At 59.7% G+C, this 19,332-nt stretch carries 15 protein-coding genes and 2 pseudogenes; all 17 read right to left on the reverse strand.

Annotation, left to right across the window (positions count from 1 at the left end):
- Positions 1-69: 69 nt before the first annotated feature.
- Complete coding sequence (locus tag ACFQEY_RS07245; protein ID WP_379766417.1) at positions 70-393, reverse strand: DUF7558 family protein; 324 nt, start codon at positions 391-393, stop codon at positions 70-72.
- Entirely contained in the window at positions 393-683 is a 291-nt protein-coding gene (locus tag ACFQEY_RS07250; protein ID WP_379766420.1) for a hypothetical protein, read from the reverse strand. Before ACFQEY_RS07250 ends, ACFQEY_RS07245 begins: the two co-directional genes overlap by 1 nt.
- Before the next feature lie 158 nt (positions 684-841).
- Positions 842-1,306 (reverse strand): annotated as a pseudogene (locus ACFQEY_RS18780) (DUF8030 family protein).
- Between the two features lie 73 nt (positions 1,307-1,379).
- On the reverse strand, positions 1,380-2,651 hold the full coding sequence (locus tag ACFQEY_RS07255; RefSeq protein WP_379766423.1) for a phage NrS-1 polymerase family protein: 1,272 nt from the start codon (positions 2,649-2,651) through the stop codon (positions 1,380-1,382).
- A gap of 357 nt (positions 2,652-3,008) precedes the next feature.
- Positions 3,009-6,077 carry a type IV secretion system DNA-binding domain-containing protein gene (locus ACFQEY_RS07260; protein WP_379766426.1) on the reverse strand — a complete coding sequence of 1,023 codons (3,069 nt, stop codon included), beginning with the start codon at positions 6,075-6,077 and terminating at the stop codon, positions 3,009-3,011.
- Entirely contained in the window at positions 6,067-7,194 is a 1,128-nt protein-coding gene (locus ACFQEY_RS07265; protein WP_379766429.1) for a DUF8128 domain-containing protein, read from the reverse strand. The genes ACFQEY_RS07260 and ACFQEY_RS07265 overlap by 11 nt, the downstream gene beginning before the upstream one ends.
- A complete protein-coding gene (locus ACFQEY_RS07270; protein ID WP_379766432.1) occupies positions 7,187-10,534 on the reverse strand; it encodes a VirB4 family type IV secretion system protein in 3,348 nt (1,115 codons plus the stop codon). Before ACFQEY_RS07270 ends, ACFQEY_RS07265 begins: the two co-directional genes overlap by 8 nt.
- Positions 10,535-10,540: 6 nt before the next feature.
- Entirely contained in the window at positions 10,541-11,737 is a 1,197-nt protein-coding gene (locus ACFQEY_RS07275) for a hypothetical protein (RefSeq protein WP_379766435.1), read from the reverse strand.
- Positions 11,738-12,439 (reverse strand): hypothetical protein, encoded by a 702-nt coding sequence (locus tag ACFQEY_RS07280; protein ID WP_379766438.1) that lies wholly within the window; start codon positions 12,437-12,439, stop codon positions 11,738-11,740.
- A gap of 182 nt (positions 12,440-12,621) precedes the next feature.
- A complete protein-coding gene (locus ACFQEY_RS07285; protein WP_379766441.1) occupies positions 12,622-14,382 on the reverse strand; it encodes a DUF8186 domain-containing protein in 1,761 nt (586 codons plus the stop codon).
- Positions 14,383-14,434: 52 nt separating this feature from the next.
- Complete coding sequence (locus tag ACFQEY_RS07290; protein WP_379766444.1) at positions 14,435-14,920, reverse strand: pilin; 486 nt, start codon at positions 14,918-14,920, stop codon at positions 14,435-14,437.
- A 17-nt stretch (positions 14,921-14,937) separates the two neighbouring features.
- Complete coding sequence (locus tag ACFQEY_RS07295; RefSeq protein WP_379766447.1) at positions 14,938-15,207, reverse strand: hypothetical protein; 270 nt, start codon at positions 15,205-15,207, stop codon at positions 14,938-14,940.
- Between the two features lie 448 nt (positions 15,208-15,655).
- Positions 15,656-16,259 (reverse strand): annotated as a pseudogene (locus ACFQEY_RS07300) (IS5 family transposase); the annotation flags it as partial.
- A 103-nt stretch (positions 16,260-16,362) separates the two neighbouring features.
- Positions 16,363-16,644 carry a helix-turn-helix transcriptional regulator gene (locus tag ACFQEY_RS07305; RefSeq protein ID WP_379766450.1) on the reverse strand — a complete coding sequence of 94 codons (282 nt, stop codon included), beginning with the start codon at positions 16,642-16,644 and terminating at the stop codon, positions 16,363-16,365.
- A gap of 258 nt (positions 16,645-16,902) precedes the next feature.
- Positions 16,903-17,172, reverse strand: coding sequence for a lipoyl domain-containing protein (locus ACFQEY_RS07310; protein WP_379766453.1), 270 nt, complete (start codon positions 17,170-17,172; stop codon positions 16,903-16,905).
- Entirely contained in the window at positions 17,169-18,179 is a 1,011-nt protein-coding gene (locus tag ACFQEY_RS07315) for an alpha-ketoacid dehydrogenase subunit beta (RefSeq protein WP_379766456.1), read from the reverse strand. Before ACFQEY_RS07315 ends, ACFQEY_RS07310 begins: the two co-directional genes overlap by 4 nt.
- Positions 18,179-19,192: a thiamine pyrophosphate-dependent dehydrogenase E1 component subunit alpha gene (locus ACFQEY_RS07320; protein ID WP_379766653.1), complete on the reverse strand. Its 1,014-nt coding sequence runs from the start codon at positions 19,190-19,192 to the stop codon at positions 18,179-18,181. The genes ACFQEY_RS07315 and ACFQEY_RS07320 overlap by 1 nt, the downstream gene beginning before the upstream one ends.
- Positions 19,193-19,332 lie beyond the last annotated feature (140 nt).

A 19,332-nucleotide genomic window follows, 5' to 3' on the forward strand; every position in this document is an offset into this window, starting at 1 on the left:
TCAGACTACCGCCGCCACTAGCTGGCAGCAGCTGGAACGTCCTGAAGTTGATTGCCGTTGATCGAACCGCTACTCGACGATGTGTTGGGCCAGGTCACGCGTCCAATACGTCGCCGGTCCACCGGGACTACATCGTGCACACAGCTGCAGTGGGCCTTCCAGGTGGCCGAGTTTGACACGGAACCGCGTGAGCGCTGCAAGTGCGTCGACGACGAGTCCGCACCCGTCGCAAGCGTGGTGGTCACGGTCATCGGGATCGGGACTCGACTGGATCGCGCAGTCGACGCAGATCGGGTGCGTGACTCGTTCGTCTTTTCCCCAGGTGTAGGCCTCCCCCATGTCCGTACCGGGAACCGCGTCGCAGAACGCACAGCCGGAGAGCGTCTGTTGCATCACTCTCCTCCTTCGTCGGCGTCACGAGCGGCGGTCCAGCCTCGATGAAAGACAGCGAGTTGGTGGATCGAGTTGAACGCCTCGTCGCTCGGTTCGTGGACGAGAACCCGTTCGTTGGGGACGGGAGTGACGACATTACTGTCGACGAGCTCACTGACGAGTCGTTGTGCCGTCGTCTCGTCGACGTCCGCCGTCGAGACTCGGGCTGCATCTCGGTCTTGTGCGACGAGTTTGGTTTCGAATCGCTCGTGATCGTCTGTTGTGTCGTCACGTATGTCTGGACCAGTCATGAACAATTAGTTCGGGCACGCGATTCGAGCGCGCCTCGCGCCTCACGGCGCCGACAAACGTACTGCTGGAAGCACGGTCTGGGTGGGAGGCAACAGAAGATGATCCCCATTGCGGTTTCATTAACCAACACTACGGCCGAAACACGGGCGTCTGTTGGTTAACGACTGCCAGTTTGTGAGTCCTTTTGCAGCTGACGCAGGGTCTTCACACGGACGGTATCGGGCTCATCGACAGGAGCAGCATGACGTCGGTTCGTCGCAAGTGACACGGCCCGTGTGAGTCGGTTGACCAGGTTGTCACGAACCTCCTCACGAGGAATCGTCTGCTCGTGCCATCCGAGTCGTTCGTCGAAATGGCGCTTCGTGAACGTCTCGCCGGCCGTATCAGCGGCGATGTACTGTGTCTTTTTCTCGTCTCAGACGTTCGAGGAGCGGTACTCGGCGCCGACGTGTTCGTGAGTAAGCTCGACGAGAACACACTCGACGAAGGTGACGATCGACGAATTACTCCGGTCGTTCGGGATTGAAAGATGGAGGTCGGACCAGGGTGATGTAGATGCGTTCGGCTTAGCTGGTTCTCGGTTAATACTACGGTCTCGCTGGTGCTGTCGCTCAGAATGCATGCGTTGTTTCGGGGCAGTTCGAAACCCCGTCACCCCTCTCGGGGATTAGAAACGCTACGTCGCGGTCTCGACGTTACTTAGAGTCACTTCCGAACAACCGTTTCGTCCGGCCCCACACGGACGCTGTCTCGGACTCGTTATCGCCCTCACCAGCATCGACAGTGGTCGATTCTTGGGGATCCCCTGGCTCTCGGTCACGGGTTGCCAGCTCCTCGGTGAGACGCTCGACTTCTGCTTCGAGGGTGTCGATCCGCTCGGTTTTCTCCGCTAGTGTCGCCTCGAGTTCGTCGACGCGCTCGGTCAACAGCCGATTCTTCTCGGCCAGATACGCACGGCTGCGCTCCGAGTCACCGGCGTCGCCACCTGGAGACGAGTCGGTAGCGGGGTCGTGGGCGTCCGCGATGTCGTCGCCGGCGTCCGGCTCGTAGAACTCTGAAGTGGTCGTAATCGCTCGCTCGATGGTCTTCTCGCCGTACGTCGACCCGTCAGTGTAGTGAACCTCGTCCCATTTCTCGCGGTGGAGTTCCGACTGGCGGAACAGTTGATCCATCTGCCTCCGGTCACCACCGGTCCAGAACGCCAGCAGACAACACAGCGCCATGTCGGCTTCCGACTGGCTGTCGTAGCCGACCGTGTTCCCGTTCCAAAGCCGCTTGAATTTCTCACCGTTCGATGCATTCCGGGCTTTCTCTAGAAGTTCCTCATCCGCCAGATCAACGTCGACGTCACCTGCACCGCTCGTTGCTGACTCTTCGTCAGTCGCGCCACGGTGCCCGGACCCGGATTTTGCCTCGGTACCGGTGTCCTGGATGTACTCGCGGTGAATCGCCACGAGCGCGTCCTGCCGGAGCGCTACCCGACTAGGTGTCCCCTCGACGTGGTCGCCAGTGACGGTGAAAAATCGCGCCGTATCGTACAGTTTGATGCTTCCCCGCCGATTCCGACCCTCCGGGAGTTCACCCTTGATGAGCACGTGGAAGCCGGTGCCAGACGGCGACACCTCCGTATAGGAGTCGAGTCGCTCGATGAAATCCCGCGCGGCATCGTCGACGTCGCCGGTCTCGGGATCGCGACAGTCGTCCAGGTCGACACCGACGATAGGGTCGTCGTCGGTGAACACGAATCCGATGCCGTCCGCGTGCTCTGCCTCGGTGTACTCGAGTGCCGTCTCGAAATCCCTCCAAGTATCGGATTCCGTCGACGACGCGAACCCACCAGCCCCCGGCGTCACCGGAATCTTCGTCGGTTTCCCTTCTCGCTCTTCTTCGCGCCAGCATACCCACTGCTCGCGCTCACGTAACGCCTCGGGGAGTACCGAGACAGCAATCGACGACTCAGGCACCATCGATCCCCCTCGCGGTGAGCGTCCCTCTTGACATCGCACATCCACTATCACGATGTTGATAAACACTCCACCAGCCGGTAGGCTGGTCGCTACCTTGTCCAACGGGGGCAACCCGTTCTATACTAGTTGGTTTTGACCTTCGATTTGCCCTGAACATTGCCCCCGTACTGCGGTTTTGCCCTGAACATCCCTCAGATTCGTGACCTGAACGTTTGCTCTGCCCTGAACAAACACGATAACAAACCCGATATTGGTGATTTGAATGGCTAATGTGTGATGTTTGGGATAGTGGTGCGGGCTCCGAGGCATCCAGTGATCTACTCCCCTGAATTTCAATCATAGTTCTGACAGGTGCGGTCATTCAAGGAGCTGTGATCCGTCTGTGGTTAGGTCGATACCGGTGTAGACCGTCACCAGATCGTCGCCGTCTCTGACACGATCATCCTCATACTCGACGACGTTCGCAAGCTTCCGACCGAACCAGCTCGCGTTTGTCCCATCGATGTCGTGCTGTTCAGTCCACCTCGAGTACGCCTCAAACAGTGTTGCCTTCGGGACCTGCGCTCCATCAGTTTCTCTGATGTACATCGCTGCGAACGCCTCGATGCCGTCACTATCTGGCTCGATTTCCACTGCCTCCGCTGCTGATGAACGTGATCCAGACGACGAGGCCGGCTCCGCAGCCTTCCCTGAGCCTGCAGTCTGGCCCTGCTCGTCGGGCCATAGCTCTTCGTCATCCGGGGATTCTGGCAGTTCGTGAGTGGCGCCCTGCTGGAAGAGTGTGAGACCGCCATCTGGTGGGAGTATGAGCACGAGGTAGTTGTCGCGCGAATACTTGGCGTCTGGTAAGTCGACGTCGGGGAGGAACGGCTGTTTAATGGGCGTCCACGCCGCCTCGAACTCGTCCTTCGAGTCGTACGTCTGCGTCTCACCAGGTTGGTGGACGGTGTACTGGCCGGATTCGCGGTCGTGACTGTAGTAGGCTGGCACGTCATCTTTCGAGAGCGGTCCAGCATCTGGAACGCGGGCGAACTCCGTCTCACCATCCGACAGCACGCGCTCACCGCTCTTGCGTCTCCAGACTGTCCGATTCGTGTCGGACGTGCAGGGTCGAACGGCGGTGACGCCACCGTGGGCTGTTGCACCACCGCCGAAGGTCACGACCTCGTCGCAGTTGTAGAACTGGTCGGTGCCGTCCGCTCGCTCTCGCAACGGCATCGAGAGAATGTTCTCAACGCGTGATGCCCACTCCGTCTCGGGGTCACCGGGCCGGACGACGAAGATTGGAACGCGATCCGCTTCGTACGCTCGTTTGAGGTTCTGCAAGACCTTCGCTGGCCGATCCGGCGTCGTCGTCTCGGCCTCGATGTTAAACACGACGTCGTGGTCTGGGTGCGTCGCAATGGCATCGGGTTGCTCGCTGCCGTCTTGCTCGAGGATATCGACGCTGAATCCGCGCTCGGTGAGCGCCCGCTCGGTATCCACGAGCACTGCATCGTGGTCAGACCCGCCCGCCGACTCGACATCGCCTGTATCAGGTTGCACTTCCGCTTCGCCCGCCTCGGACAGTCGCGTCACGACATCGCCGTCCTGCAACTCGACGTCGATCAATCGCGACGCGTCACGTACCTCGGGCAGGTCGTCGTCTGCGTAGTTAATGTCGGGGTGGTTGTTCTCGAGGCGCGTCGAGAGTTCCTCGTCGACGGCAGGTACAGCCACCCAGCCGTTTGCTTCGCGGACGTCCGCTCGGATCTGGACGGCGCGAATCGCTTCGGCCATCGTCTCGTCCAAGATCTGAGTCGGGTCCCCTGCTTCGTTGGCGTCGCTGTAGATGAGATTCTGCATAATCTCCGCGTCGGTCAACGGATCGGTTCCATATCGGTCCAAACTCGTCTCGATGATGTCGTCGACCGTATTTGATGACCGCAGCGGTGGATACGGCGGGAACGTCCGGAGGAGGACTGGTTCGGAGTATCGACCACTCTCTAACGGGAGTTTCGTCCAGGCTTGATACTGGTCCGTCGAGATGAGGTCTTCGGCGGTGTAGTCGCGGAATCGCTTCATCAGGAGCTGGGCGTCGTCAACGTCGTTCACCGAGAAGGCGATGAGGTTGTCACAGTTGTTCTGCATCGCCTTGCGCGTGTCCTCACCGAACTGTGAGGGGTACTGAGAGGAGAGAGTCACGGAGAGGCGCATCGACCGGGCGCGGGCGAGCATCGACTCGATGTCGAGGTTGTCGCTCGCGATGTCGTCGAACTCGTCACAGAGCACGAAGTACGGCTCTGGATCGGTATCGTGCTCGTAGGAGCGTTGTTGGATGGCGCTCCAGAGATTCCGCATCACACCGAGTGTGACCATCTTCTTGATGTCTGTGTTCTCGACGGGCGTGCGGACGATGACGATTCGGTCGTTGTCGATGATGTCGCGGAAGTCGATGGTGCTCTCGCGGTGGGAGATAATGCGCCGGATGACTGAGTTTTCGACCCACGACTTGATGCGTTTGAGCAGCGGGCGGATCGTCTCGTCGTCCATCCGCGCGATTTCGAAACAAAATTCCCGAACGTAGGGGTCCTCGACGTCGTAGGCGAACTCTTCGCGGCGCTCGGCGTGCAACAGCGTGAAGTACATATCGATCACCGAGAACGGCTGGTCGGACTGCATCATCGCTCGGCCCATCGACTCGGTGATCGACTCCATGTTGATCCCCCAGTACTCGTCCGTATCGAAGATCGCCTTAAGGTTCTCGATGCGATTCTCGATCTCGTTTTCGTGCTCTTCTTCAGTCTCGCAGTCGGGGACTTCGAGGAAGTTCAGGCCGATCGTCTTGTCGTGCTCGGATGACCCGGGTTCGATCCAGATGACGTCGTCGAGCCGGTCTTCGGGAAGCATCCGCAGGAGTTCGCGAGAGTCGCGGCCTTTCGGGTCGAAGTATACGAATCCATACCCTGAATACGCCCACTGGACCATCATGTTTAGCAACTCTGTGGTCTTCCCGTAGCCGGTGGTGCCCGTAATCCAGATGTGGCGGAAGAGCGATTCAAATCGGAGCGGAGCTTCGCGGAACCCTCGTTGGGCGTCCTCATCGTACCCAATCCACAGCGGAGATGGTGCGGTATCGACGCCCGATTCGAGCATCTCGCGGACGTGTGAGCCGGCGACGGTGCCCTCGTCCAGCGTCTCGGTGACGACAGGCTTGGTCCCGACGTAGTCCGTGTCCTGTTCGGTGATATCGTACGTTTCGCCAAGCAGTGACTGTGGACCCGAACGAGTCTCGAACGGTGCATCCCCACTGGTCGCACCGTTCCCGTTAACCCTGGTCTCGTGCGGGGAATCCGCGTCGAGTGAGGGGTCGGGTGCGGACGCGTCTGCATCCGACGCAGCGTCCTGGTCGGCGTCGTCGCGACCGAAGAAGCGATCAAACACCATTATGCCCTCCTTGTCCGGCCGATCGCTCGTCATACCGCCCTCTGGTCGGAGCTTGTTCGTACTGGTCCGTATCGGCGGGGACGCGGTCGCCGCGCTGGGTGTAGCGCCAGTCGATGTTCGGCGTCTCGATCTCGTTGTTCGGGATGTGGGCGACGCCGGCGAGTTCGTCGACGGTCATAATCATGCGCCGGTCGGTCCAATCGCGGTCAGCCATCTTGGCGACGTGCTGGCGGAGCTGCTTCGCACGCTTGCCGTCCTTGCGATGCCATACTGGCATATCGTCGAGGCCCTGCTCGGTGATGGCGTTGTAGAACTTCCTGAACATCCCGGCGACGCCGCGGGCACGGGCCTCGGCTTCGTCTTTGTCCGTGGACGCTGCGAGGATGCGGATGTTGACGTGGAACGCCTGCTGGCCGCGCTGCTGCTCGATGGTTTTGGCGGCCTGCTTGTCCTTCTCGCTCGCTGGCCGCGTGCGGGGATTCAACCATCCCACAGAGGTTCCCTGGCGGAGAGCGTGGGCAAGGTCGTCGACGCTGTTGTGCTTGAACCGGTCGCCGTCAGTCCAGGATTGCTTTGCCGGTCGGAAGACGACCTGCGTGACGACCGTGCTGTCGTCGAATGTGAGCATTTCGCTCGTAATCTCACCGTACGGGTCCGTCGCCCATTCGTCGCTGTTGTGGTGGCGAATCGGGTAGTACGGAAGTTTCTCCATTTCGAGCCACGCACCAGCGACGTACTCGTCGGGCACGATGACGGGGAAGGCAGCTCCTCCGTCGACGGGAAACACCTCGCTGTTGGCGTAGTTGTTGCCGACGCGGCGGCGGAACTTGTCGGCGGCCGCCTCGGTCGCGGCGTGCATGTAGAACGTGATCTTCCCCTCGTCGAACCAGACCTCGAAGGAATGGTGGTCGCTCGTGTTCTTCCCGCGGAAGTTCGTCGTCACATCGTGGACGGACTGGAGAAGGCCAGCACCGTCGACGACGCCCTGGTTCTCTTTGAACGGGCGAATTCGGAGCAAAATCCCCGGCGCATCCTTCGGCTGCTGGACAAGTGGTTCTTCGATCGGTAGCTGTGTGGCGTTGTACTGCGGGGTGCCGCCCAAGAGTCGATTACGCATTGTCGCTCATCTCCTCATCGGACTGGCCAGCATCGTTTCCACCGTCAGCCAGCGTGGACGTCTCCTTCGTGCCGCTCCGCCGTGCATTTGCGATGATCGCCTCGACGATCTCATCCTCGGTGAATCCATCATCGAGAATGCGAGTGGCTTCCTCCTCACAGAGGTCGTAGCGGCTGGTGAGGGCGTTCATCCGCGCCTCGTTCTCCACAAATGCCTCGAAGTCGACCAGTTCTTCAGACTGCTCGCTGATGGCTTGCTGGATGAACTCCTGATCCGCTGGTTCATAGTCGATGACGCGTTTCTCGAATGGGTCCGCAACGACGTGGAGCGGATACGTCCCGTGTTCTTCGACGCGAACGAGCGCCTGGCTGTAGCCGAGGTCCTCCTTCCCGGCGTCCGCTCCACGGACGTACTGGCGCTGCTCTCGCGTCAGCCCGATTTTGTCGGCCGTTTCGTCGTCTAAGTCGGGTAGTTTGTGGAAGACCTTGATCGGGCACATGCCGAGAATTTTCTCGGCTTGGTCGGTTTCGTAGAACTCCTGGGCAGTCTGGGACAGTAAGACCATCCGGAGGCCGACGTGGCGCTGGTGCCGGAACGCTGTTTCGAGAAAATCGAGATTCGCCTGATCCTCGAAGAGGTAGTGCGCCTCGTCGATGGCGAGTTCGACGTTCCGGCCGGTCTTTTTCGCCTGCTGGTAGACCGTCGACAACAACAACTGCATCAGGAACGTCTGGCGATCGATACCTGAAGCACTCCCCTCGATCTGGCCGAGGTCGATGTAGACGACCTTGTTGTCGCCCTCGAGGATATCGACCTCCGAGCGCGCCGCGAGGTTGTCGTACGATCCGCCTTCACGGAAGGGCTGGAACGCGATAGCCAACTCGTCCGCGTACTGGGCGGCGCGTTCGCGGGCCGATTCGGACGCGGCAATGTTGTGCTCGTCGGGGTTTTCCGCTATATCCGCGAGAATACGATGGACATCCGTCATCGTCGGCGAGTTCTCGGGCGTGTGCGTCGACACATCGTCCTCGACGACACCCGCTTGCCGGTACGCCTCGTCGATGACGTACGAGAGCACGCCCGTTTCGGTTCCGAGATTGATATCGCGAGCGGTCAGGAAGTTTTCGAGCACAGCGTACACCTCGTCTTTCTTCGCGGATAGCGGTGAGATGCCGTCCTCGGCGTTGAGAACTTCCTGTGGTGTCTCGCGTATCTCCAGAGGATTCAGCTGGGTGTCGCCACCCACCGTAATCGTCTTCGCGTCCAAAGCGTCGGCGATGCCTTTGAACCCACCGACCGGGTCGATCATCACAAGCATCGTCTCCTGCTGGCGCTTCATCATCCGCAAGTGGCGCATGATGTCGCCGAACGTCTTCCCCGCGCCGGGCATCCCGACGACGAGTTCGCTGTGCCCGGTTTCCAGCTCCCACGGATTGATTTGTACAGGTGAGCCGTTGTGACCATGGTAGCCGTATTCGACGCCCTCGTCCATCATCATGTAGTTCGATGAGAACGGGAACATCGCACCGATCGCCTGGTTCGTCAGGGTCGACATCCGGTCGCGACCAAGCTCGTTCGCACCAAGCGGTGAGACTGTCACAAGGCCTTTCTCTTGCCAGCGGATCGCGACTTTGAGCGTGCAGTTTGCGGGCGCGTCTTTGACAATCGAGCGCAGGCGCGTCGATTGGTTGTCTAGTTCCTGCTTGCTCTCGGCGGAGAGTCGGATGAAGACGCCGCCACGGTAGAACGACGCTTTGTTCGCCCGGACGAGTGACCGCATGAACTTCCCACGGTCGATATCGTCCTGAAGGTCCTCGGCTTTGAGGCTGTTTGCGTCGTGCTGGTTGACCTTTAGATCCGAAATCCAGTCGGCCATCATGTCCTCCGCCGAATGGTTGTCGAACGGATCGAGATGGATGCTGATGTCCGTCTGCAGTTCGGTTTCCAGCAGCAATCGCTCGAGCATCCCGTCGGCAGGCTCCTCCGGGAACTGCTCGATCCAGAACGTCCGAACGTACGTGTCGTCGTTGATGATGGCGTAGGTCGTCTCCCAATCGACCGTCGACGGCGCGATAACCGACTGGTGGATCGTCGACGTATCATCGAGACGGTCCTCGTAGCCGACGTCCGTCTCGTCGTCCGTTTCTGCGGTCTCAGTATCTTCACTGTCAAGGTCACCGACGGAGACGTCCCACTCGTCACGCTCTTGGTCGTGACCGTTGGTCGAAGTGCCACGCCTGCTGTACTGGCTGTCGTCCATCGTGTCGACGACGTCGTCTGGGTCTGGCGTCGAGGGTACGTCGTCGCTGATGCCGTGTGCGACGACCGGGAACGTGCCGATTGCGTCAGTGATGTCGCCGTACTCCTCAGTGCGTCCCGTCCAGTATTCTTTGGTCACACGAGTGAGGTCGTAGGCGTCGATCGGACTGACCGAGCAGCGGTAGAGCGACGACCCACCCCGGCGGATCTGCCCAAGCCGGGATTCCAACTTGTCTTCTTTGAGGCGGTCGCGTTCGGCCTCGGAGAGACCGTCGGACTGGAACCGGCCAAACACGCGTCCCAGGACAGGGATGTCGGCGAGGTAGGCGAGCACGCTATCACCGGTTTCGTCGAGCTGTTCGACGTCGGCGTCACGAACGGCGGTAATGATGTAGTATTCGCGAATGGTTGTGCTTTCGGAGTCGATATCGCCGTTCTGGTCGGTGTTGGTGGTGATGTACTCTTCGAGCAACCGCTTGAGGACGGGCCGCGAGCGGACGTCGGCGTCCCCGAGGCGACGCTGGTGGCCGCGGACGACGTCGTCCTGGTCGACCTCTCGGCTAGTGAGATAGAACTTCACGGGGAAGTCGATGGTTGCATTGACGAATTCGGAGAGCGATTGGACGGCTTTCGCCCACGCCTCGTCGTCCTCGAGGGCCATGTTCGCCGGTTCGACTTTCATTGCCCCGACGAGCGCGCCGTCTGACCGCTCGATGGCGTGCGGGAAGACCTGCCCAACGCGGGTCAAGTAGCGGACCTCGCTGTTATTCTCACCGTGCGTGTACTCCTTGTTCTTGACCGCCCAGCCGAGGCGGGCTGCCAGCCACTCGGTCAGCCACAGATAGGAGGGCTTCACTTTGTGGAGAATCCCGAGGACGAGGCCGAGCATGATGCCAAACCCGAGAACGGGAATGGTGAAGGTGGCCGGGACGAGTGCTGCGCCGACGAGAGTGACGAACGCCACGCCGACGAACAGCATGATCTCGCCGATGGTATACCCCTGGAAGAACGCGGTCGTCCCGCCGAGGGACTGATGGATCCGTCGGGCGCTGTACTCCTGGTCGTCAGTGTTCGTACTCATGAATCGTCACCACCACGAAACTTGGTTTTTCGTGTTCCTGAACGCCTGCTTCGACCGGGCCTTCGCCGCCTGTGTGGCCTGACTCACGTCTTCTTTCGTCTTATCGCGCATCCGCCCCGTTCTCGATTTCCGGAGGTTGTTGTAGCGACCTGCGTGGTCTTTCGTTGACTGAGCGGACGAGCCGAGTTTGTAGGCTTTTGAATCGCCGCTCCCAAGCTGGGTCTGCCCGCTCTGTGTCACTGGCCCGTGGCCGTTCTGCGCGTACCCTCGATGGACGTTGCGGGCACCGCGAACCGATTTCCCGGTGCCTTTCTTCGCGGCTGAGGCGGCAGCCGCCGGATTTGTCTTGGTCGCTCCCTGACGAGCGATCGTCTGGACTGCAGGGGCAGACCAGTATACGGTCATGATCGACGCGAGACAGGCCGCTGGGATGAGTACCAGTCCGAGGAACAGCGAGAAGATTCCACTTGCGCTCGCTGTGAGATCCATCTGCCAGCCGATTCGGAAGAGGACTGCAGCAGGAAGTCCCGCGAGAACGAGACCAGGATAGATACCAGCAGCACGGCGAGCAATCTCCGAGGCCGGACTGAGCGGCCACACGTCAAGTGCCCAGAAGACGCCGAGCAACGGCATCAACGGCGTCAGTACGAGGATCCCAAGCCAGCGGAGGCCGTAGACGAGGGCAGCAACAACGAGCAGGAAGTTCGAGACGATCGCCATGGCGAGCACGACGAAGAGGCCACCGACTGCTGACTCGATGAGACTCCCGAACCCGGCCGACATACTGCCGATTGGAGCAAGTGTGAGCCCCATCGCATTGACGAACTGGAGCGGGATCGACACAAGCGGGAACCAGACGAACGACCCCATGAACACGAGCCCGATACGTCGGAGCAGCCGCTTGCGACGGTAGCTACTGATCGATCCCGACCGGAGGCCGATGTACGCGAGTCCGACGACCAGTAACATAATCGTCAACGGCAGGATGTACTGGAGATAGAAATCTGCATATAGACTCTGCCATGGTGTGTTATCGGGAGTGCCGGCGACTATGTACCGGGAGTTAGATTTGGGCGCTGGGACGCCGACAATTGGATTGAGAAGCGCCTCGAAAATGTCATTTGCGAACCCGAGGAGTGCCTCTTTGATGCTCGTTAGGACATTCTCGATGGCGTCCTCAACCTGCTCTTCCATCCACTCCATTCAGGTATCACTCTCGTTCGATGTCGTTTGGGACGATTCAGTCGGGCTGCCGTCCATGATGGTTAGTTCACACGAGTATTTCGCCCCGCCATACTCGATTGTCTGTGAGTACGACGGATTCGTCCCAGCCTGGACGACTCCTGTGACGGTGAGCGTATTCGTCTCCAGGTTGCCACAATCGATGGCCCCGTGAACACCAGTAGGATCTTCCGTCTGGTATATCGGAGCGGCAGAGTAGATCGTTGTCTCTCCAGGTGGTAGGAGGGTAGTAGGATTGTGCGTCAGCGTCTCCGACGGAGATAACTTGGTATGCGGCGAATTTGCCCACTGAAGTGCCGTGAGATACGTCGGCGCATTTCCTGTGTTCTCGACCGTAAGAGCGGCGAATTGCCGCCACGTTGACCGGCCTTTATCCCAGTCCATGTCCGGGTGGTTCTGCGCCCACATGACGTCTGTAATCGTGAGCTCTGGCTTGAGGGAGATCGTCGTCTCGCCGATTGTCTCGTCACCAGCGACAGCTACGACGCGGTACTCTCCGGGCGTGTACCCGTCTTCGGCTTCACCGAGGAGCTGAAATGTAACCTGTGTCGCTCCCTCTTGGACCCGCTGAAGCGCGTTCACCTCACCGTTTGAGTTGATGAGATTCACCGAATCAGCGTTGGTGTCGCTTGCGAGATCGACGACGAGATCTGACTCGACCATCGCGACGCCCTCGAAGGTGTCGCTTTCACTTTCAGGAGGGGGAGAGGTTCCAGAGCCAGGACTGTTGGTGTCGGATGGTGATGAGGAACAGCCAGAGAGTGCGACGAGAGTCGCGCTGAGGCCACTAAGAACTGTTCGACGGTCTATACACCTGTCGTGACTAGGTGAGTTTGTGTTGTCGTTCATGATCGGTTTGTAAGTCCGAGCAGCGCGCCGCCGGACATATAGTCAAAGCCGAAGACCAGGACAGCAACGGGGATGAACCAGAGCATCGTAACGACGACGAGGTCGATGAATGTCTGGACGTCGGGGACGTTCGCAGGGGTCTTCGCGACATCTTCCGACGCTGCATAGGGCTGGTCAGTCCGCCACCACGCGGCCGAGGTATACTGACCTCGAACGAGCAGGGGCGGATTCGAGATGGTAACGACGGCCATTCCGCTGCTGTTGAGCGCCGCGGTCTGGTTCCGAATTGTCACGCGACCAGTCGTGACAGCGTCATCGGTCGCGTTCTCCGTGACCATCGCCCGGACGACCGCGTGGGTAGCGTTGGCTTCGGTGACGGTTAGGGTGAGATTCGTTTCGCGGACGGTCTGCTGCTCGGTGAGGCTTACTGTTCGTGATTGCCCGCGGACGATGCCCTGGACCGTAACCTCGCTGAAGGCGCTCTTGTCGAGAGTTGTAGAACTCACAGCGATCGAATCTGCGTTCACGTACGGATTGGCAGACTCGAGGTCAATGTTCGCCGGCAGCGATGGTACTGATTGCTCTGTCCCCCACGTTTCCTCGATGGCGAGTGGTCGCTTCCCGGCGTCGGTCGGTTCAGTCGGCACGTATGGTGCTTGCTGGCTCGGGAACGCGTGAACTTGGACGGGACGTACCGACGACTCAGCGCGCGAGGTGTTGGTCGCGGTACTCGTGAGCATCGTCTGCCAGCCGGATCGGCCGGCCGTGTAGAACCACCAATTGCTTCGGGCCCGAACGTCACCATCGACCGTAATCGTCGACCACTCCGTGTTCGGATGGACGACCGCGCCGATTTGGTCCTCGTCTGCCTCGAACCGGACGCGGTTCCCAGAAATGCCAGAGAGTTGATTAACAACGACGGTCTGTGATGTCGACACCGTTTTCGATGCTTCAGGGGTTTCGACGTCGCGATTCCAGTCCCCGTCACAACTGGATATCGAGGAGTTCCAGTCTGGGCAATCCAGCGTGACATGCCGAAGCGTTACCGTGATATTGGCCTCGACTGTCAGCTGCGGCGAACCCGAGAGGTTGGTGTACTGGAGCGTGGCCTGATGGCCTCTCCCGGTGTCGATGGTTCGCCCATCAGCGGAGAGTTCAACAGATTCGATACTCGTTTGGTCGATCGACCAGCGTTCACGCTGTGACCCGTTCTGATCACCCTGGGGAACAGCAACTCGGTAATCACTGAGCGCGCTAATTTGGCCGTCTGGGGCAACGTATTGCGTCGTTCCCTTCCCTTGGTGGAGAATCGTCGACGGTTGGGTGGCGAAGATGCTGACATACGCATCCTTAATGTACACACCATCTTCGAGGGATGCACTTTCAGGATGGATAGACGAATCTCGGCTACCAGGACTGTAATCCCTGAAATCTCCATTGTTCCAGTCCCCAGCAGCTTGTGGTGGCTGATCGAATGGGATGTCCGTCGACCGAGCAAGTCGGTGCGCGAACTCGGCGCGCGATGAAACATTTGCATCGCCAAAATCGTCTGCTGAGAGATTGCCGTTGTCGGCATCCTCGGACCAGAGCCGCTGAAACGTACTGTTATTCACGCCGTAGTCCGGTCCATCGTCAGGAACAGCGGACCCGAAATCGGATGTTGTAGCGGTAGCCATGCCTCCCGCAACGACAACTACAGCGCTGCTGCTCACGAGAAAGAGGGCAAGTGCGGCAGCCATCGTGCGGAGGGAGTACATGATGTATGGGGCGAGGGGCGCAGGAACAGTTCGCTGGCCACTCCAGATGGGCCTAAAATGGTTTTACACAGTCCGAGAAGCTGAATCCCATCTGGCTACCGACCTTGTCGATGAGTTCGGGCGAGACGAGTGCGAGGGTGACGATGCCGAAGCCGATGCCGGACATGACGAGCTTTTCCTTGGCATCGTTCTTCTTCTCGGGGTTACCGCCGGCGCGCATGTACGAAAGGCCAGCCTTCCCGGTGTAGAAACCGGTTGCGGGGAGGCCGAGACCAGCGACCGCGCCGAACACGAGGTCAATCCCGGTCGCGACGCCAGTGTCACAGTACACGTCACCGACCTGGCTCTGTGCGGCGGCCGGGCCAACAGCGACGACGAGGAACGCGAGCCCCATCGAGAGGGAGACAAACTGCGGGGGCGCTCGGGCGAGGATTGCTTTGAGACGGTGGCTGATCGCCGACTTGGCGGTTGGGTCATTAGTAGAGGTTGTTTCAGTTGACGGTGCATCGCTCGCGAGGTCAGAGGGTGCTTGGCTCATAGACGTTGTCTGGGGAGCTAGTCGGTGGAGGGGTCTGCTTCGAGCAGGGCGTTCATATCCTCGATGCTGGAGGTTTGTTCGAGGAGGTCCTCGAAATCTCGGTTGTTGTCAGTAAGCGCGTCGTCGACGAGGTTGGAGAGTTCGTCGCGGTCGATATCTCGATAGGCCATCTGCTCGGCCAATGCTTCACGGAAGAGCCCGGATGCGTTGATGCCGGTCGCCCAACTGAGGAATAACGCATCGGCGGGCATGATCGACACAGTGGTGTTGACGGTGTTCCGTGACATTCGTCAGTTGGTTATGTGCGATTGACCGATAATCTGTGATGTTGCTTGCCCTCATATATGCTTTCTGTACGAGAAACAATCAGTGAATAAATATATTGTGTCTTATATAACATCGTATATTGTGGTATCACTCGAATAGCAGAATGGCGATACGGCAATACGAAGTACAGGGTACCAACTCCTGTAGGAGATTTATTCTACACCGGAGGTTAAGACGCTGCAGGAGAAACTCGTCACCCGATGGATAGTTGCAGCGACTGTGGTGGTGGAATCCTCGACGGCTATCGGTGCGGTAATTGCGGCGACTACACTTGTGAGGGCTGTTTCGAATATCTCCCCTCAAAGGGCCTAATCGTAACCAAGCACAAATGCCCACACTGTGATGAATGGGCGCTGCTTGATCATTACGAGTAATTGGCTCTGGTGAATCGCCAGAAGGCGTTTGATTTCACTGTTTCACGGCTCGCTTGATGTTGTAGACCGCACACATCAGAACGATCTCACGAAATTCGCGGTACCACGCTCGGGCACGCACCGCGTGGCCGAGCGAGCTCTTGATCTTCGAGAAGATGGTCTCAGACAGTGCTCGTTGACCATATAGAGACCCATCGATGCGCGCGTTATGCGCGCAGTCGATGGGTCGGAACTCGAGGTGCTTGATCAGCTGTCTCACGCCCTCTTCGCGCGATTTCTCGCGTAATTGCTGCCAATCGTAGCCTTTGTCGGCAGCGAGATTGCCAGCCGATCTGTGTGTCATGGCGTTTCTCGGTCGTACAGTGAACATCGAGCACAGCTTGTGTTTTTGTATCGATGAGTGCGATCGTTTTCAGCGTTTGAACGCGATAGTTCGTCCGGCGGCAGTAGTGCTTGCTGGCGGTTTCGCGGTCTAAAAACGTCGCGTCCATCGCAGCGTGATCGGCGGTGTCGTGCAGCTGCGCCGAGAGGCGCAGCAGCACTCGCCAGACCTTCATCTCGAACCTATCAAACGCCTTTACCAACGTCGAGTGGTCAGGGAGATCGCCCGCTCCGAGGCCGATCTCGGCCAAAAAATGTGAATTCTAGGATCCGCTCCGGAATCTCTTCGGGTGGCCGGGTACGGTTGAGGTCGCACTCGGTTGACTTGATGAGCGAATCGAGATAGTCTGAAGCTCCTAGTCAGTTCGTGTGATCAATGTACTGCATCTCCCACTCAGTTCGAGCTTCAATTTCTCTGGTTCCGCGACGGGTTATCGTGTATTCGTTTGTTCGTCGATCCTTCTGACTCTTTTCGAGAAGTCCCTTCTCAATGAGAGTATCGAGATTGGGATAGAGCCGTCCGTGATGAACCTCTTTTTCATAGTACTCTTCGAGTTCATCTTTGATGGCGAGTCCGTGAGGAGCGTCAAGCCCTGCGGCAACATACAGCAGATCACGTTGAAATCCTGTTAAATCGTGCACGGTAGATATGTATATTCAAGTTTTGAAATACTATCGATACTCTATATAATAAAAATCTACCTAGTCTGTTCAAAGAGTCACCCACTGAAAGGGGTGTTAGGAGTGTACGCTGTGAAATAAAAATACGGAGTCTGAACGCAGTCTGCCATAGCCACGTAACGGTCCAAAATCGATATGCATTGGGACTGCCGGTCTCCACTACTGATATACCATTTACATCTAAGATCTTCATCTAAGATCTTTATCTGGGGGATCTATCTAAGATTCTTCTGGCCGAATCCACGCGAGCTTGTCGCCGATCGAAAACTCGTCGTCCTCGCCGAGCAGGATCTGGTCGAGCGTCCCGTCGACCGGCGCGTGGATGTCGATGCTGACCTTCTCGATCTGCACCTCGACGAGCGGGTCCCCGGCCTCCACTCGGCGTCCCTCCTTCGCGAACCAGTTGACGACGACGCCCTCAGTCTCGTCGACGTCGCGCTCCCACTCGCCGTCCGCGGTGACCGCGACCCGCATGCCGGACCCGCTCATGTGGTCTCTCGTACCGCGGCTTCGATGTCGCCGACGGTCGGGATGACCTCGGTTTCCAGCGGGCGGGAGTACGGTATCGGAACGTCGGGCACCGCGACGCGCTCGACCACCTCCAACGCATCGAGGTCCGCCTCGGCGACCGCCGAGACGACCTCACCCGTGAGTCCGAACGAGCGGTAGTCCTCGTCGACGACCACGAGCTTCCCGGTCTTTTGCACCGACTCGACCACCGTTTCGGTGTCGAGCGGAACGAGCGATCGGAGGTCGATCACCTCGGCGTCGATACCCTCGTCGGCGAGGGCGTCCGCGGCCTCCAGCGCGCGGTGAACGTGCAGCCCGAGCGTGACGATGGTCGCGTCGTCCCCTTCTCGCTTCACGTCGGCGCTTCCGAACGGGATCGCGTAGTCCGTCTCGGGAACAGGCGTCTTCGGTCCGTCGGGGGCCGGCATCCAGCCGATCCCCATCAGTCGCTTGTGGAACAGGTACACGACGGGGTCGTCGTCGCGGATCGCGTTGTGCATCAGCCCCTTCGCGTCGTACGCGGTCGACGGCACGACGACTTTCATACCGGGCAGGTGCGCGAACGTTCCGTACAGCGTCTGCGAGTGCTGTGCGGCGTCGTTGTACGTCCCCCCGACGGCGGCGGTGAGCACCATCGGAACGCTCACGTTGCCGCCGCTCATGTACGTGTTCTTCGCCATCTGGTTGTAGATCTGGTCCATCGCGACGCCGAAGAAATCGATGAACATCAGCTCCGCGATCGGCCGCATTCCCGCCTGTGCGGCCCCGACGGCGGCTCCGAGGTACGCCGTCTCGCTGATCGGGACGTCCATCACGCGGTCGCGACCGAACTCGTCGAGGAGCCCCTGGGTGCTGTCGAAGATTCCGCCGTAGTCGGCGACATCCTCGCCCATGTAGAAAACCTCGTCGTTCGCCTCCATCTCGTGAGCGATGGCCTCGACCATCGCCCGGCTCATCGTCAGCTCGCGATCGATCGGGTCGGTCATCAGTCGTCACCCCCCGCGAGATCGAACTCCGGCTCGTGTTCCGTTACACCCGAGGGCGGATTCACGAACACGTCGTCGTACGCCGCGTCGGGATCCGGTTCTGGCTGCTCTTTCGCCCACGCGATCGCCTCGTCGACGCGTTGTTCAGCCTCCTCGCGCACTTCGTCGAGCGCCGCATCCTCGACGCCGTGAGATCGGAGATCCGCGGCGAGACGCTCGATCGAGTCGCGCGCGAGCGCTCCCGTCTCGTCCTCGTCCGAGCGGTAGGTCTGCGGATCGCCCATGAAGTGCCCCATCCGCCGGTGGACCTGCACCTCCACCAGCGACGGCCCGTTTCGGTCGCGCGCTCGTCCCACCGCCTCCCTCGCGGCCTCGTAGACCGCGACGGCGTCGTCGCTGTCGACCCGGACGCCGGGCATATCGAACCCGTCGGCGCGACGAGAGCCGTCCTCGACGTCGGTGACCCGTTCTTTCGGCATGCTGATCGCCCAGTCGTTGTCCTCGATGACGAACACGACCGGGAGGTCGTGGACGCTGGCGAAGTTGAGCGACTCGAGGAACCCGCCCTGATCGATAGCGCCCTCTCCGAGGTAGGACACCGCGACGCTGTCGTCGTTTCGCTTCTTCGCCGCGAGGCCAGCCCCCACCGCCGGCGGGGACCCCTCAGCGATGATCCCGCTGCACGCGAAGTTGACGTCCGGATCGAAGAGGTGCATGTGCCCGCCTTTCCCCTTCCCGAGACCGGTTTCGCGGCCGAATATCTCCGCGGTCATCCGCTTCAGATCGACGCCCTTCGCGATGGCGACGTGGTGCGGCCGGTGCGGCGCGGTGACTGTGTCGTCGTCGCGAAGGTGCTGACAGACGCCCGCCGCGGCGGCTTCCTGTCCCGCCGCGAGGTGCAACTCGCCGGGAATGGGTCCCGCCGAAATGTCGAACGCCGGTTGTTTCCCCTCCAAGTACTCCTCTTGGAGCCGCTCCTCGTAGTACCGAGCGGTCACCATGTCCGCATACATCTCTCGCAGTTCGGTCTCTGGTACCATTACTCATGAATATTCATGTCAATTGTACATATTCGTTTGGGTCCCGTCGCGGCGATCGGCGTTCGCGTCTCCTCCACAGCAATACCTATGCTTGCGCCCTGTGATCAGCACGT

The sequence above is a fragment of the Halorubrum trueperi genome (genome assembly GCF_042662525.1).
In the GTDB taxonomy this organism is placed as follows: Archaea; Halobacteriota; Halobacteria; order Halobacteriales; family Haloferacaceae; genus Halorubrum; species Halorubrum trueperi.

What these genes read in the sequence shown, in the direction of transcription:
- ACFQEY_RS07270 (WP_379766432.1), bottom strand. Translation starts at nt 10,534, where the DNA reads ATGAGTACGAACACTGACGACCAGGAGTACAGCGCCCGACGGATCCAT.
- ACFQEY_RS07290 (WP_379766444.1), bottom strand. Translation starts at nt 14,920, where the DNA reads ATGAGCCAAGCACCCTCTGACCTCGCGAGCGATGCACCGTCAACTGAA.
- ACFQEY_RS07255 (WP_379766423.1), bottom strand. Translation starts at nt 2,651, where the DNA reads ATGGTGCCTGAGTCGTCGATTGCTGTCTCGGTACTCCCCGAGGCGTTA.
- ACFQEY_RS07315 (WP_379766456.1), bottom strand. Translation starts at nt 18,179, where the DNA reads ATGACCGACCCGATCGATCGCGAGCTGACGATGAGCCGGGCGATGGTC.
- ACFQEY_RS07310 (WP_379766453.1), bottom strand. Translation starts at nt 17,172, where the DNA reads ATGAGCGGGTCCGGCATGCGGGTCGCGGTCACCGCGGACGGCGAGTGG.
- ACFQEY_RS07245 (WP_379766417.1), bottom strand. Translation starts at nt 393, where the DNA reads ATGCAACAGACGCTCTCCGGCTGTGCGTTCTGCGACGCGGTTCCCGGT.
- ACFQEY_RS07275 (WP_379766435.1), bottom strand. Translation starts at nt 11,737, where the DNA reads ATGGAGTGGATGGAAGAGCAGGTTGAGGACGCCATCGAGAATGTCCTA.
- ACFQEY_RS07265 (WP_379766429.1), bottom strand. Translation starts at nt 7,194, where the DNA reads ATGCGTAATCGACTCTTGGGCGGCACCCCGCAGTACAACGCCACACAG.
- ACFQEY_RS07280 (WP_379766438.1), bottom strand. Translation starts at nt 12,439, where the DNA reads ATGGTCGAGTCAGATCTCGTCGTCGATCTCGCAAGCGACACCAACGCT.
- ACFQEY_RS07295 (WP_379766447.1), bottom strand. Translation starts at nt 15,207, where the DNA reads ATGTCACGGAACACCGTCAACACCACTGTGTCGATCATGCCCGCCGAT.
- ACFQEY_RS07320 (WP_379766653.1), bottom strand. Translation starts at nt 19,192, where the DNA reads ATGTATGCGGACATGGTGACCGCTCGGTACTACGAGGAGCGGCTCCAA.
- ACFQEY_RS07260 (WP_379766426.1), bottom strand. Translation starts at nt 6,077, where the DNA reads ATGGTGTTTGATCGCTTCTTCGGTCGCGACGACGCCGACCAGGACGCT.
- ACFQEY_RS07250 (WP_379766420.1), bottom strand. Translation starts at nt 683, where the DNA reads ATGACTGGTCCAGACATACGTGACGACACAACAGACGATCACGAGCGA.
- ACFQEY_RS07285 (WP_379766441.1), bottom strand. Translation starts at nt 14,382, where the DNA reads ATGTACTCCCTCCGCACGATGGCTGCCGCACTTGCCCTCTTTCTCGTG.